The sequence below is a fragment of the Ligilactobacillus sp. ESL1201 genome (assembly GCF_058503265.1).
Window position 1 is genome coordinate 185,247 of record NZ_CP196362.1, and the last position, 14,542, is coordinate 199,788.

The 14,542-nt window shown below is 40.6% G+C and carries 15 protein-coding genes; 11 read left to right on the forward strand and 4 right to left on the reverse strand.

Features of this window, described 5'->3' with window-relative positions; all coding sequences use genetic code 11:
* Positions 1-145 precede the first annotated feature (145 nt).
* The 4 genes from ACSYSK_RS00955 (at position 146) to ACSYSK_RS00970 (ending at position 2,192) form a co-directional block, all read left to right on the forward strand.
* The gene (locus ACSYSK_RS00955) at positions 146-745 is read left to right on the forward strand and encodes a hypothetical protein (protein WP_491715100.1); all 600 of its coding nucleotides are present in this window, start codon (positions 146-148) and stop codon (positions 743-745) included.
* An 8-nt stretch (positions 746-753) separates the two neighbouring features.
* A complete protein-coding gene (locus tag ACSYSK_RS00960) occupies positions 754-987 on the forward strand; it encodes a hypothetical protein (protein ID WP_491715101.1) in 234 nt (77 codons plus the stop codon).
* A 10-nt stretch (positions 988-997) separates the two neighbouring features.
* Complete coding sequence (locus ACSYSK_RS00965) at positions 998-1,432, forward strand: hypothetical protein (protein ID WP_491715102.1); 435 nt, start codon at positions 998-1,000, stop codon at positions 1,430-1,432.
* 94 nt (positions 1,433-1,526) lie between these two features.
* Positions 1,527-2,192, forward strand: coding sequence for an HAD family hydrolase (locus ACSYSK_RS00970; protein WP_491715103.1), 666 nt, complete (start codon positions 1,527-1,529; stop codon positions 2,190-2,192).
* A gap of 52 nt (positions 2,193-2,244) precedes the next feature.
* Here ACSYSK_RS00970 and ACSYSK_RS00975 read toward each other — a convergent pair whose 3' ends face one another.
* From ACSYSK_RS00975 to ACSYSK_RS00985, 3 genes are read right to left on the reverse strand one after another with little or no spacing between them, the layout of a single operon-like run.
* Positions 2,245-3,186, reverse strand: coding sequence for a hexose kinase (locus tag ACSYSK_RS00975; protein WP_491715104.1), 942 nt, complete (start codon positions 3,184-3,186; stop codon positions 2,245-2,247).
* Between the two features lie 25 nt (positions 3,187-3,211).
* Positions 3,212-3,499: a PTS sugar transporter subunit IIB gene (locus tag ACSYSK_RS00980; RefSeq protein ID WP_491715105.1), complete on the reverse strand. Its 288-nt coding sequence runs from the start codon at positions 3,497-3,499 to the stop codon at positions 3,212-3,214.
* Between the two features lie 23 nt (positions 3,500-3,522).
* Complete coding sequence (locus ACSYSK_RS00985) at positions 3,523-3,990, reverse strand: PTS sugar transporter subunit IIA (protein ID WP_491715106.1); 468 nt, start codon at positions 3,988-3,990, stop codon at positions 3,523-3,525.
* 200 nt (positions 3,991-4,190) lie between these two features.
* Between ACSYSK_RS00985 and ACSYSK_RS00990 the strand changes: the two genes are divergently transcribed.
* From ACSYSK_RS00990 to ACSYSK_RS01020, 7 genes are all read left to right on the forward strand, one after another.
* On the forward strand, positions 4,191-4,952 hold the full coding sequence (locus ACSYSK_RS00990; RefSeq protein ID WP_491715107.1) for a DeoR/GlpR family DNA-binding transcription regulator: 762 nt from the start codon (positions 4,191-4,193) through the stop codon (positions 4,950-4,952).
* A 26-nt stretch (positions 4,953-4,978) separates the two neighbouring features.
* The gene (locus ACSYSK_RS00995; RefSeq protein WP_491715108.1) at positions 4,979-6,331 is read left to right on the forward strand and encodes a PTS galactitol transporter subunit IIC; all 1,353 of its coding nucleotides are present in this window, start codon (positions 4,979-4,981) and stop codon (positions 6,329-6,331) included.
* A 70-nt stretch (positions 6,332-6,401) separates the two neighbouring features.
* Complete coding sequence (locus ACSYSK_RS01000; RefSeq protein ID WP_491715109.1) at positions 6,402-7,205, forward strand: SDR family oxidoreductase; 804 nt, start codon at positions 6,402-6,404, stop codon at positions 7,203-7,205.
* A 44-nt stretch (positions 7,206-7,249) separates the two neighbouring features.
* Positions 7,250-8,242, forward strand: coding sequence for a tagatose-bisphosphate aldolase (gene lacD, locus ACSYSK_RS01005; protein ID WP_491715110.1), 993 nt, complete (start codon positions 7,250-7,252; stop codon positions 8,240-8,242).
* A 321-nt stretch (positions 8,243-8,563) separates the two neighbouring features.
* Positions 8,564-9,778 (forward strand): enolase C-terminal domain-like protein, encoded by a 1,215-nt coding sequence (locus ACSYSK_RS01010; RefSeq protein WP_491715111.1) that lies wholly within the window; start codon positions 8,564-8,566, stop codon positions 9,776-9,778.
* A 20-nt stretch (positions 9,779-9,798) separates the two neighbouring features.
* Positions 9,799-11,664: a PTS sucrose transporter subunit IIABC gene (locus ACSYSK_RS01015; RefSeq protein WP_491715112.1), complete on the forward strand. Its 1,866-nt coding sequence runs from the start codon at positions 9,799-9,801 to the stop codon at positions 11,662-11,664.
* Positions 11,665-11,935: 271 nt separating this feature from the next.
* Positions 11,936-12,679: a MurR/RpiR family transcriptional regulator gene (locus tag ACSYSK_RS01020; protein ID WP_491715113.1), complete on the forward strand. Its 744-nt coding sequence runs from the start codon at positions 11,936-11,938 to the stop codon at positions 12,677-12,679.
* A 232-nt stretch (positions 12,680-12,911) separates the two neighbouring features.
* On the opposite strand, the gene ACSYSK_RS01025 is transcribed toward ACSYSK_RS01020, so the two are convergent.
* The gene (locus ACSYSK_RS01025; protein WP_491715114.1) at positions 12,912-14,537 is read right to left on the reverse strand and encodes a peptide ABC transporter substrate-binding protein; all 1,626 of its coding nucleotides are present in this window, start codon (positions 14,535-14,537) and stop codon (positions 12,912-12,914) included.
* Between the last annotated feature and the right edge of the window lie 5 nt (positions 14,538-14,542).

Sequence of the window (14,542 nt, forward strand, 5' to 3'; positions counted from 1 at the left end):
CGATTGGGGGCCTAGGCTCGTTTTGAATATTGGAGTTAATTGTTGTCAGTTTGCTTTTTTGAATGAAATTTTTTTGTTATAATTTTTATGTAATAGTTTACATTGAATGTGAGTAGAATTTTATTGCCTTATATAGGAGTATCATATGGAAAGTAATCAGGATTTTTCTTTTGTGGAAGAAAGAGTTTATCACGGCACAAATTTAGAAAATAGCAAAAGAATTATTAAATCAGGATTTTCGAATAAGAGGTACCCCAATGTAAATGATATAATTACGGGGAAAGTGGGGAAAAATCCAGGAACTTTGGGCTACGGTATATATGCGTTTATTGATGATGCAAGTTTAGCACAACAATTTGCACAAAAATTTTCTAGCGAGCCGAGAGTTATTTCATTTAAGCTAAAATATAAAAAAGAAGCTATTCTTGATTTAAGCTCAAATACTCGAGATTTACAAATTTTTAGAAAATTTTTGGAGCATAGTAAAGTGCAACAAAAGATTAAAAAATACTATAGTGATGGTAGATTTCAAAAGAGTCGTCAAGGAGCTTTGATTGAGCTTTATGTTCAACTAATTAATAATAAAAACAATTTTAGTAATATTAAAATTGTTAAAATGGCAACGGAAACTGGTATTTATCCTGGAGGGAGTTTTTGGGGAATACCTAACGGAATTGAGTGTTGTGTAAAAGATGTAGCAATTATTGAAAATGACAGTTATAAAGAAGTATTGATTGAGGAGTGATTGGATCGATGGCAACTGATGGTTTTGATATGGAAGATACAGACAAAATTATTGATGAATTGGTGAATCAGGATATATTTGATAAACTGGCAGATGCTCTTTTTTCACCATCTCAACCAGTATTAGAGGAAAAATTTGAATTAAAAGAAGTAAATCAGCTAAATGATAATTCAATTTTAAAAAATTATCATTTTTTTGATGATATATCGGTTGATGATGTTCGATCTCAGGGCGCGGCATAGGGGTGAAAATATGACTGACAACACTGATGAAGCGTTAATTAATTTTGATGGATACAGAATTAATCAATTTAATTATCAACATTTGGACGAAGAAGAATTTAATAGTAAGAATAGGAAAAATTTAGACTTTACTGGTAAATTTGGGGTTAAAGAGGATAGAAGTTCTGGTATTGTTGAACAAACGGTAAAATTTGCTAATAATAAAAAGTTATGCGTAGGTACTTTAACTGTTTACGCTACATTTTCTATCAGTTCAAGTGTTGATTCGGATGAGGAAGCTAGAAAGTTATTGGCACAAAATGGTTCGGCCATGTTATATCCTTATGTAAGAGCGATTTTATCAGTACTTACATCGTTGGATGGTTCTGATACTACGGTACTACCTTCTTTAAATTTTATTGATGCTTATAAAAAAGCACATAAATTACCAACTGATGAAAATTGATTTTTGGAATTTCATTTAAGTATTATGACGGTTCTTTTTGCCCCAACTCTTTTTTGTTATACTAGTTAGCAGTAATGAAAATGAGGGGGAAGTTATGCAATTAAAATTAGTGATTTTTGACATGGACGGGGTCGTGTTTGACTCGGAAAAGATTTATTATGCGGCTAATCAAGCGGCCGCGGATGAATTACAGATGAAGTATTCTTTTGCCTATTACCGCCAGTTTTTGGGAACTAGCGTGGAACACATGTTTGCGCAAATGGAGCAGGACTTTGGCAGCAAAAGTTTGATCGCGCGTTTTTCCCAGCTGAACCTGCAAAAGATCAATGAGTTTGTGCGGCAAGGGAAATTGGAATTAAAACCGGGATTTTTAGAGTTAGCTGGTTTTTTGCGTCAACGAGGGATCAAATACGTGCTGGCTTCAAGTAATAGTCGGCCGCAGATCGAGTTTTATTTGAAAAATACGCCGGAGGACCTCGGATTTGCCGAGATCATCACCGCCGACGACGTGACCCGCGCCAAACCCGCACCCGATATCTTCGAGCAAGCCTGGGTCAAGGGAGATAAGCCGCCCAAAACAGCGGCGGTGGTGATTGAAGATTCACATAACGGCGTGCTAGCCGCCAAACACGCCCAGCTGCCAGTCATCATGGTGCCCGATATGGTAGAGCCAACGGCGGCGGATCGCCAAAATGCGCTGGCAGTATTACCGGATCTGGGGGCAGTTCGTAACTATATAGCGGATAACAATTTGCAGTAATAAAAAAACAGTAGTCGTTTCCTAGGGGAACTGCTGCTGTTTTTTTATGTGCTTATGCTAATTTGGTAACTGTGACCTGCTCGAAGTACCGCTTAAAATTGGCGGGATTTACGTAACCCGTTTGGGCTTCGAGGGTATTTAGGATGCCCGTAGCCATTCCGGTTTTTAAAACAGTGTCATCAGTAGCGTGATCCGCTAAAGAAATTGCGAGCCCGGCTAACGTAGAGTCTCCGGAACCGACGGGGTTGACTGCTGTGATTTTAGGGATGGTTACTTTGTAAATAGTGTTTTCGTGCTTAGCAACCGCCCCCTTGGCTCCTAAAGAAACTACGACCCAAGGAATTTCTTTTAGTTCGGGAGCATTTAGCTGCTCGACTAAGATCTGAGGGTCAGTAGTATTTAATTTGGTTCCGATGATCGCACTGATTTCTGTTTCGTTAGGTTTGATCAGGTCGGGTTTGTCGTCAGCGGCTAAGGCTGTTTTAAGCGCATTGCCGGAACTGTCCAGGAGCACTTTTTTATGCTTCTGGTGAGCGATCGTTACCAGTTGGGAGTAAAAATCGGGGGCGATCCCTCTAGGCATACTGCCTGAAATGGTGACGATCTCACTTTGAACCAATAATTTGGTGAAATTGGTGATGAACAGCTGACTTTCACTGGCAGAAATTACGGGTCCGGGTTCCAGTACCTCGGTTTGCTTGCCGTTGTCGTGTAACAGGGCGAGTGAATTTCTAGTTTCTTGTTTGGAATGCACAAAATCGTGGTCAATTTGATCTTTATCTAGTTGTTCTTCGATGTATTTGCCAAAATGCCCGCCTAAAATACCAGTCGTTAACACAGGATAATTCATTAATTTAACGACTCGTGCTACGTTTAACCCTTTGCCACCAGCGGTTTTACTGACCTCAGTGACACGGTTAACGTCGTCGATCTTTAAGTGTACGATAGGATAGGACATGTCTATGGACGGATTCATCGTCACGGTTAAAATCATTTCTCTATTCCCCCTAATTACATTATTACAAGTCTAACGCTGCAATTACTTGGTCAACCAATTTATCTGTACCAATGCCGGTGAGAAAGGGCAAGCCGTTTAAGACTGGAACACCGATATCCTTGGTATATTTGGCGGTAGTGATAACTAAATCAGAATTTTCGGCTTTGACGGGTAATTGTGAAATGGAAGTTTGGTCAAAAGACAGTTTACTCATATCAACGCCTTTTTCTGTTAATTTGTTTTCCAAAGAATTTCTAGCGACGGTTGAAGTTGCGATCCCTGATCCACAAGCAATAATGATTTTTTTCATAATAATCTCTCCTCTAATAAGTTTTAAAGCTTAACTTCTGCAAAAGTTGCGGCTAGGTCTTGGTACAGAGCAGTTGTGTCGGTGTATGAAACTAATTTTTGCAAGTGCTCTTGGTTTTGAAAAATGGACATTAAGTTTTGAAGCATCGTAATTTGAGCCCGGGGTTGCGCGATGGCTAACATAACGATCAACGAAACTGGTAATTCATTTTCTGGGTCACCCATGTTATTAAAAGCAACGGGATGAGTGAGCGTGGTAACGGCTAAAACTGATTCGTTGACGTATTGAGAGTCGGCGTGGGGGATGGCAACGGCTATTTCACCCGTGGGTAGTCCCGTAGGAAATTCCGCTTCTCTCTGCAATAAAGCGCCTTCATAAGTCGGCTTAACAAAACCGTTAGCTAATAATTTATTAGCTAAAAAAGAAATAGCCGCTTTTTGTGAAGTAAAATATTGGTGGGCAAATACTAGCTCCTTTTTGATAATAGGCAAAAAATCGCTTCCATTTCTATCTTGATTTATGCAAAATTAATTTTGCTAATTGCCAATTAACAAATCTTTTGCAAATCAAATATAAACTATTTAAGCGCTTTTTTCAATCATAATTTGGCAATAAAGCAAAAAATAATTTGCATTTTTGCCAAATAGTGTTATCTTAGTAGGTGTAAATTTGGTAAGGAGGATCAATCACCATGGATGGAACTTCACGACGGAATGAGATCATTAAAATTTTAAAAGAAGATAATTCGATTAAAATTTTGGAATTAAGTAAGCGGTTAAAAGTTTCGCGGGAAACTATCAGACATGATTTGTACGATTTAGAGGACAAGGGCTTAATTAAAAAAGTAAGGGGAGGTGCTGTCCTTGACGTTGCCGTTAACGAAACCAGCTATAGTGGGCGCCTGCATAAAAGCCATCAAATCAAACAGGCGATCGCGCAAAAATTTAGCGAGTTTGTTGAGAACGGCGATGTTGTTTATCTGGATTACGGAACAACTTGCTTAGAAGTGGCCAAGCAGTTGAAAAATAAAGAGGAACTAACGATCGTTACTAATTCGATCCCGATCATCAATGAATTGTACAAGGCTCCGGGAATCGAGTTGGTAGTTTTGGGCGGTAATGTTCGCTCTAATGAAGGATCGATGTACGGCCAGCAAGCGATTCAAATTTTGCACAAAATAAATATTAGTATTGGCTTTATTTCTGGCAGTGGTATTACCGATTCGGCAGGATTATCAAACCATCATACCGCAGAAGCTAACGTGACCCGTGCCGCTATTGAGCAGTGTCAGCAGGTTTTTGTGGGAGTTGATCACGACAAATTTGGCAGCGCGTTTTTGAATAAGATCATTGATATTGATCAAATAGATACGTTGATCACCGATCATATTACCGACCATGAACTTATTCAAAAAATTCGCAATAAAACTAATTTGATTTTTACTGAACCATAAAAATTTATGAAATTGAGGTGAATGGTATGCAAGTTATTCAGTATATCGTTAATTTAGGTGCATCTGTAATGATTCCCATTATTATTTTCATCTTAGGTCTGTGTTTGCGTGCAGGAGTGGGAAAATCACTTCGTGCCGGGATCTCCGTCGGTATTGGTTTTGTGGGGATCAATTTGGTAGTCGGGTTGTTGACCGACAACTTGGGCAAGGCTGCCAAGGCGATGGCCCAAAACTTTCACTTGGGATTAAGTATTGTTGATATCGGGTGGCCCGGGACATCGCCGATGGCGTGGGCTTCGACTGTGGGGTTGATCGCGATCCCGATTTCTATTTTGGTTAATTTAGCAATGCTATTAACTAAAAGTACTAGAGTGATCAACGTCGATATCTGGAATGTGTGGCACTTTGCGTTTACTGGTGCAATCGTTTTAATGGCAACGGGAAGTTATACCTGGGCAATAATAGCGATCGCGATTCACAGTATGATTGCCTTCAAGTTAGGGGATATGTTTACCCCCGTCACTAACGAGTTCTTTGAAATGGAAGGGGTTTCTATTCCGCACGGCGACACCGGGATCAACGGTGTCTTTGCTAAACCGATTGATGATTTGATCGAATTGATCCCTGGGATCAGAAACATCAACTTAAGTACCGAAAGTATTCAAAAGAGATTTGGTATTTTCGGGCAGCCATCGATCATTGGGGCAATTTTAGGACTAATAATTGGTTTACTAGCGAAGTTTCCCATCGGTAAGTCGTTACAATTAGCCATTCAGATGGCTGCCGTGATGGAATTAATGCCAGTAGTCGTTAAATATATTATGCAGGGATTAATGCCGATTTCGGAGGCGGCACAAAAGGTACTGAATAAGTATTTCAAGGGTGCCACCTTTACGATTGGGATGGATCCAGCCTTACTGTTAGGTAATTCAGACGTTATTTCGGCTAGTTTATTATTCGTGCCGATCACTTTGTTATTAGCAATTATTGTTCCCGGAAATAAGGTTTTACCTTTCGGCGATTTAGCTACTATCGGTTACTTTGTTGCTTTGGCTGTTGGTGTTCATAGGGGTAATTTGTTTAGGACGATCATTTCGGGCTCGGTCTTTATGTCAATGACGATTTGGATCGCTAATCAAACCTATCCTTTGCTGGATAAATTAGGAAGAACGACACATTTGTTAGCTTCAGGCAAGACGGTTGCCTCTTTAGATCAAGGCGGTAATCAGGTTACCTATTTAATTAACAGTATCATTACCGGCAAAGTGTCATTAGGATTTTTGGTAGTTTTGGTTCTTTGGGTCGGAGCCTTTATTTACACGTACGTTTGTTACAAACGTGGTACTCTTTGGAAAAAAGAGGAGAAAAAAGACGATTGATCCCGGTACGTTTAATAAACTTGGTTATTACTTTTAATAACAATTAAAAATATTTTAGGAGGTATTTACGATGGATAACGATTGGTTAGGTTGTAAGGACAAGGTCTATATTGTCACGGGAGGCTCGTCTGGTATAGGAGATGCTATTGTACGGGAACTGTTAAAAGACGGTGCCAAAGTAGTCAATGCTGATATCAATGAAAGCCAGCTGACAGATCCTAATTTACTGTACGTAAAGACAGATGTGACTAAAAATGCAGATGTTCAAAATATGGTAAAGCAAACAATGGAGCGTTTCAAGACTATCGATGGTGTTGTAAATAATGCGGGGATCAATATTACGGGAATTTTAGTGGACCCAGCAGATCCTACGGGAAAACACGTGATCGATGAAAAGACATACGATAAGATGTTTGCCGTTAATGTCAAAAGTGTTTTCTTAGTTTCCTCCGCCGTTGCTAAGGTCTTAGTTCAAAATAAACACGGTGTAATTGTTAATATGTCTTCTGAATCGGGACTAGAAGGATCTCAAGGTGCGGGAATGTATTCCGGAACCAAGGGGGCAATCAATGGTTTTACCCGCGCTTGGGCTAAAGAATTGGGGCAATATAACGTGCGCTGTATCGGCGTAGCGCCTGGCGTTTTGGAAGCTACTGCGTTAAGAACGCTCGAATACGAGGAAGGATTAGCTTATTCTCGGCATAAGACAGTCGAAGAATTACGCGCAGGATACAACGACAATTCCTCAATTCCGTTGCAGCGTAGCGGTAAATTAAGTGAAGTAGCTAATTTGGTAGTATTTTTCTTATCAGACAGATCTAGCTATATGACCGGACAAACAGTCAACGTTTCTGGTGGTAAGAGCAGGGGATAGTTACTGACTTACATCGTCTGTTACTCAGAAAATGGGGGATTCGTATGTCAAATAAAATTAATGTATTAGAAAAAATGTCTAATGATAATGGCGTTATCGCTGCGTTGGCACTTGATCAGCGGGGGTCTTTAAAAAAAATGTTGGCCGCAGCTGGTGGCAAAGAGGCGAGCGATGAAGATCTTGTTGACTTCAAAGAAGTAGTTTCCGCAGAATTAACTAAATACTCGTCAGCTATTTTACTCGATCCGGAATACGGGCTCTCGGCTGCTAAAAAACGAGCAGCAGGCTGTGGTTTACTAATGGCCTACGAAAAAACCGGCTATGATACGACTGCACCGGGACGGATGCCGGATCTGTTGCCGGATTGGTCGGTGAAAAGACTAAAAGAAAACGGAGTCGATTCGGTCAAATTTATGCTTTATTACGATGTAGATGAGGATGATAAGATCAATGAAAAAAAGCAAGCGTTTGTTGAACGGGTCGGCGATGAATGCGAGGCTGAAGACTTGCCCTTCTTTTTGGAGTTGATGTCTTACGATGAAAAAATCGGTGATACTAAGGGAAGAAAATACGCTAAAGTTAAGCCACATAAGGTAAATGAAATGGTCAATGAATTTGCCCAAAAACGCTACAACGTTGATGTGTTAAAAGTTGAAGTGCCGGTGAATATGGACTATGTGGAAGGTTATGCGGCTGATGATCGGGAAGTTGTTTACACCCTGGATGAAGCAACTGATTTTTTTAAAGAACAGGATCAAGCAACGAATAATGTGCCGTTCATCTTTTTGAGCGCGGGAGTTTCCGCAACACTTTTTCAGCGGACTTTAAAGTTGGCGCACCAGGCGGGGTCGACTTTTAACGGTGTACTTTGCGGGCGCGCGACGTGGCGGCATGCGATAGAACCCTTTGCCAGACAGGGTGAAGGAGCCGGGCGTGACTGGCTAAAAACGACTGGGCGTAAAAATATTGAGGAACTTAATGATGTTTTGGCGACGACTGCTACATCGTGGCACAGTAAAGTTGGTGTTACTAATTAAATAACATTGGTAAGGTGTTTTTCCTGCCACTTAGGCCTGATTTGGCCTAAGTGGTTTTGCTGGGTTTTAGGATCTGGCCTTTTTTTATGTGGAGGTAGAAAAATGAATACAAAATTTTGCTTTAAAATGGCAAAAGAAAAAAGGACCGGGACAAAAATTGCTTTTGTTTCGGTCCTCTTTTTGGCTTTAGAACTGGCTAAAATTTATTTTAACGGCTAAAACATATTTTAATTTTTAAAGTATCAACTTGTTTGTCCCAAACAACTACATTATCGCTTTGAAATCGATTACAATTGTAACAGAAAAAGGAGTGAGTCAATTTTGGCGAAAAATGTAGAGATTAAAGACGTTGAGACCTTCATTACCTCCCCCGAAGGGATCAACTTGTTGGTGGTTAAAGTAAAAACCCAAGACCCGGCGATTTATGGGGTAGGGTGTGCGACTTTTACTCAGAGGATCAAAGCAGTAAAAGAAGTCATTGATGATTACTTAAAACCAATGGTAGTAGGAAAAGTTGCTAATAATGTTGAAGATATTTGGCAAACTTGTACGTCTAATGCATATTGGAGAAACGGACCGGTTTTAAATAATGCAATTGCGGGAATTGACATGGCTTTGTGGGATATTAAGGGGAAATTAGCCGGGATGCCCTTATATGAACTTTTAGGTGGTAAATGCCGCGATGCAGTTCCCGCGTATACCCACGTTGATTCTGCCTCGATAGATGATGCAGTTGAGCAAGTCAAAATCAAGGTAGCACAGGGATGGAAAAATATTCGGGTGCAAGTCAATGGTTATGGCGGCAGTGATCAAGGGGAAATAAGCGGGCCTAATTACGGCAATTATTTTGATCCCCAGGCATATATGGATACGGTGCTGAGGACATTTACCCGATTAAGAGAGGAATTTGGTAACAGTATTAACTTAATTCACGATGTTCATGAACGACTGGCTCCTCACCAAGCGGTTACTTTTACTAAAAAAATGGAGAAGTATTCATTGCTTTTTCTCGAAGATGTAGTTTCTCCCGAACAAATGGGATGGCTAAAACGAATTAGGGAACAAAGTAGTACTCCGTTAGCGCTGGGGGAACTATTTAATAATCCACACGAATGGATGCAAGTTATTCAAAACAGGGATATTGATTATATTAGGTGTCATATTAGTCAAATAGGCGGGATCACGCCGCTTCGTAAATTAATTGCTGTTGCAGATATTTTCGGTGTTCAAACTGCTTGGCATGGCCCTGGAGATCTATCGGGGATCGGACACGCGGTCAACGCCCAGCTGAGTTTGGCCGCTCATAACTGCGGTGTTCAGGAATGGAGCAATAGTATCGGTGAAAATACCTATGCCGTTTTTCCCGGTACACCTAAAGTAAAAAACGGCTATATATATTTGAATGATAATCCTGGTATAGGAGTAGATATTGACGAAGAGGCTCTGAAAGAATTTCCGGAAATTTCTTTTGCTGATGATTGGACCAGCGACTGGACGATTAGCAGGTTGCCTGACGGCACGGCAGTTAGGCCTTAAAAGGTAAAGGAGGAACCATTGTGAAAACTGATGATACCAACATCAAAAAATCCATTTTAGCTAACATTGGTGGTCAAAAAAACATTGTAAGTATTTCTCATTGCTCCACTAGATTACGGATCACACCTAAAGATAAGGAAAAAATCAATGAAGATGCGATTGGTGAGATAACCGGGGTAAAGGGACAATTTTATGCGGGAGACCAATACCAAATTATTTTAGGAACAGGATTGGTAGATAGAATATATAATTTAATAACGGCGGGATCTACCCCTGAAAATACGCAAAACCAATATGCCGGAATGTCATTACCTAAAAAAGCATCACGAATACTAGGGGATATTTTTATTCCTGTCATTCCTGCCTTAGTTGCGACGGGGCTTTTTAGTGGAATCATTAATTGTTTAACGGCATTTAACGTTCATATGAGTCCTGGTGCACTAACTATCGCGACTGTTTTAATGAAAACAGCGTTTACCTTTCTGCCAGTTTTAATTGCTTGGTCGGGGATGCGTCAGTTTGGTGGCTCCCCTGTTTTGGGACTGATTTTGGGGTTGATGTTGGTAAACCCGCTGTTGCCTAATCCAAGCGATGTTATCAAGGGAACCGTTAAGGCGTTGACGATCAATTTGTTTGGGATCCACGTCAACGTGGTTAGTTATTCGGGCTCGGTATTGCCTGCACTTGTAGTCGTGATGCTTGCAGCCTACATTGAAAAGAAGTTGAAAAAAGTAGTTCCGGATAGTTTAGACTTGATCATTACCCCGTTTGTAACGCTGCTGATCTCTGGTTTATTAGGATTATTAATAATCGGTCCCGTTTGCCAGCAAATTGAACATGGAATTTTATTTGTCGCTAAAGCCGTGATCGGTTTGCCGTTTGGAATTGGTGGTTTAATTATTGGTGGCACACAGCAAGCAATCGTGGTGACGGGAATGCACCATATCTTCTTAGCATTGGAGACTAGTTTACTAGCTACCACTGGCTATAATCCATTTAACGCGATGATCACAGGAGGAATTATTGCTCAAGCAACTGCTGCATTCGTAACGGGGTTGAAAGTAAAGGATCCTAAAAAGCGTAGTTTATATACCTCGTCGTCGTTACCAGCATTTTTAGGGATCACTGAACCAGCTATTTTTGGTGTTAACTTACAATTTGGCCGCCCGTTTATTTTTGCGTTATGTGGTGGTGCAGCTTCAGGGATGGTTGCAGGATTGTTACACGCCGCTAGTACTGGAATGGGAGTAGCTGCTATCCCCGGATTAGTTACTTATCTTTATAGTAAAAAAGCAATCTTAAATTATTTTATTATTCATTTAACGGCGATGATCGTTTCTGGCGGTTTAGTATATTTCTTTTTCGATCCTAATGATAAGCAACGAGCAGTAGTCAAGGAAAATGAAGCAACTGATGGTGAAAGCGCAGAACAGCAACGAGATATCAATTTAACAGAAGATTTTCATTTACCAGTAGCGGGAAAAGTAATCAATAATAGTGATCTTAGTGATGCAACTTTTGCTAATGAGATCTTAGGGAAAACAATTGCTATTGAGCCAGCAAATGGAGAAATTCATGCGCCACTAAGCGGTAAAATAGAGATGATAGCTAAAACCAAGCACGCTATTGGAATTAAAAATGAAGAATCCGGCATCGAGGTTTTGCTTCATTTTGGCATCGATACTGTTAAACTGAATGGGGCGGGCTTTTTACCACAGGTAAAATCAGGAGATACTGTACAACAAGATCAGTTGATCATGCAGATGGATCTGTCTCAGATCAAGAAGAGTAATTACGATCCAGTGGTTATTATGATAGTTACTAATTCAAGTGGTTTTCAGCCACAAGTTGATGAGCAGTTCGCACGCCTTGCTGCTGAGAATTAAGAACATTTTTTCATGTTATAATGACTATAAGTAAAAAATTGAGCGTTTAATTTAAGGGAGTTGGGACAAAAAGTGGTTAGCAGTCGAGCACTAGCCTAGTTTCAAAGTAAAACCCGAACTTGGGTTTTATTTTGAAACGTAGCTAGGCACAAACTGCTGCTTTTTGGATCACGATCAGTCTATTACTTACGGAAAGCAAAAGGGGGACTGGAACAAAACGGAGTTTTGTCCCAGCCCCTTTTGTGTTAGTTAAGTTGGGGGGAAACGTATTTTGTTAGATGATTTAGTAATTAAACATTTTGACTTATTAACACCAACAGATCAACACATTTGGAAGTTTATTAAAGCAAATAAAAAGCGGATCTTAACTTTGAATCTCAGTGATTTAGCGCATAGATGTAACGTTTCTTCTTCGGCAATAGTTCGTTTTTCTAAAAGGATTTCCTTGCAGGGCTTTTCGGAACTTAAATACTTGATCAAACAAGAAGAAAATTCCGGAACTCTTGATGAAGATATTTTTCAACGATATACCACTGGCTTAAATGAATTTATTGATAATATAACTAGAAAAGATTTGTCGGATATTTGTCAGATATTGATCAATAGTAAAAAAATATTTGTTTACGGGACAGGAACGTTGCAAAGAAATATCGCACAAGAAATTCGGCGTTTATTTTTAACTATTAATATCACCATCTTTTTTATTGAAGGTGTAGATGAGTTAAGTGCACTGACTAATTCTTTGACACAAGACGATGTGGTGATTTTAATTACTTTAAAGGGGACGTCGGACAATGCTCTTTTATTTGCCAAAAGGCTTAAACTGAACGGGATTCCGTTTATTTCGATAGTAGAACGGGTGGATAATCCAATCTCACGTTTGAGTAATAAAAATATTTTTATCGATCCGATTATTTTAAAAATGCGAAATGGGAATATACTGTCGCTTAAAGATCCATACTTTATTTTGGTTAGCGTCTTATTTATCAAAATGTCAATTTATCTTCAAAAATAAAACGGGTGATCTAGTTATATTTACGAAGATATAAAATAGGGGGCTGAGGCAAAACTTATTGTTTTGTCTCAGCTCCCTATTTGTTTTTCATAAATGATAGACTTAATCGCGTTTGTCAAACCAGCAGTCTAGGTCCTAAGGACACCAACAAACAAATCCAAGCACAGGATTTGTCTGTTGGTGTTACTTAGTCCGCGACTGCTAACCGCTTTTTGTCCCAACTCCCTATTTTTTACTTAGATATATACGCTTCTTTCCAGTTATATTCCAACCCGGCGGAATTCATGATGACGTTTTTGACGCTCGGGCGTAACATTACCGCGGTATTTGGCTGGTACAAAACAGCTACGCCGGTATCCTGATTAAGGACATTGGTTGCTTGGACCATGTCGTCCCAGCGTTTCTGCGGTGAATTGGCGTCTTCGTTTTCTGCCCGGGAAACTAGTTGATCGTATTGTTCGTTATGCCACTTGCCGAAATTGTAAGGCGAGTCGGAAACAAACGTGGTTAAAATGCTGATCGGATCGGCGAAATCGGCGCCCCAAGTTCCGATTGCGAGGTCAAAATTGCCGGCGCCACAACGAGCGAGTCTGTTTTTGAACGGAATGTTTTCGATTTTGACCTTGATGCCGAGGTTGTTTTCCAGTTGGCTTTGGACGAATTCGGTATTTTTCTTGGACTGCTCGGAATCGTCGCCTAAGAGGGTTAAGGATAAGTCCTTTTGTCCGCTTTCGGCCAGACCGGCTTTCAGCAACGTGCGCGCATTTTTCTTGTCGTATTTAGGCGTTGTGCTGGAATCGACGGCTTTGGTGAAATCTTGTCCGTGATATTCTGCCAGCTTAGGCGGCACGACGCCGTTGACTAAATGGCTACCGTCTGCCATGACGTCGGTGACTAGCTGCTTGCGGTCGATCGCCATGGAGATTGCTTTTCTGACCTTAGCGTTTTTGAAGACGGGCTTTTGCTGGTTAAATTCCAGGTAGCGGATGTTAGAGCCCGCAATGATCTGGTAACCATTTTTATTTTTCAAATTTTTAGCCTGCTGGCTGTCTAAAGCAGCCATGTCTAATTTATTCGTTTGGTATAAGTTGTATGCGGTCGTGTTGCTTTTGGTTACTTTAAAATTGATCTTACTCAATTTAACGGCCGTTTTATCCCAGTAATGCGGATTTTTGGTTAGCGACCAACTGAGGTTAGAACCGTTCCATCCCTGGACTGTAAACGGCCCGTTGTAAACCATCGTTTTTGCGGTGGTGCCGTATTTGCTGCCGTACTTGTCAACGGCGGTTTTATTTTGCGGGAAAAAGGCCGGACAACTCATCAAGACCTTAAAGTAGGGGATTTTTTTATCCAGTTGAATGTTTAATTGGTATTTACCTACTGCTTTGATCCCCAAAGTTTGACTGTCCTTTTTGCCATCGATGATGTCGTTGGCATTTTGGATACCATCATAAAGGTAGGAGTACTGCGCGCCGGTCTTAGGAGCAACGGTTCTGCGCCAGCCGTAAACGAAATCGGCGGCAGTCACTTTTTGACCGTTGGACCAAGTGGAATTTCGGCGCAAAGTGATCGTGTAGTCCTTGCCATCAGCGGAAACGGTCGTCTTTTTGGCGAGTCCCGGTTCGGCCTGAGCATTTTTCCCTAGCCGGTAGAGGCCTTCCATCGAATTGCCGATCATGTCGAAACTAAAAGCATCGCTAGCTTTGGCGGGATCGAGTGTCGCTAATTCAAAGCCCGAACTCCAGTTTAATACCTGCTTGTTGGCCTGAGCAGTGCCTTTTTTGGTGCCACAGCCGCTGAGCATTAACGCGCCGACGGCTAACACGACGCTTGTTTTAAGCAAATTTGTGATTTTCATATTAG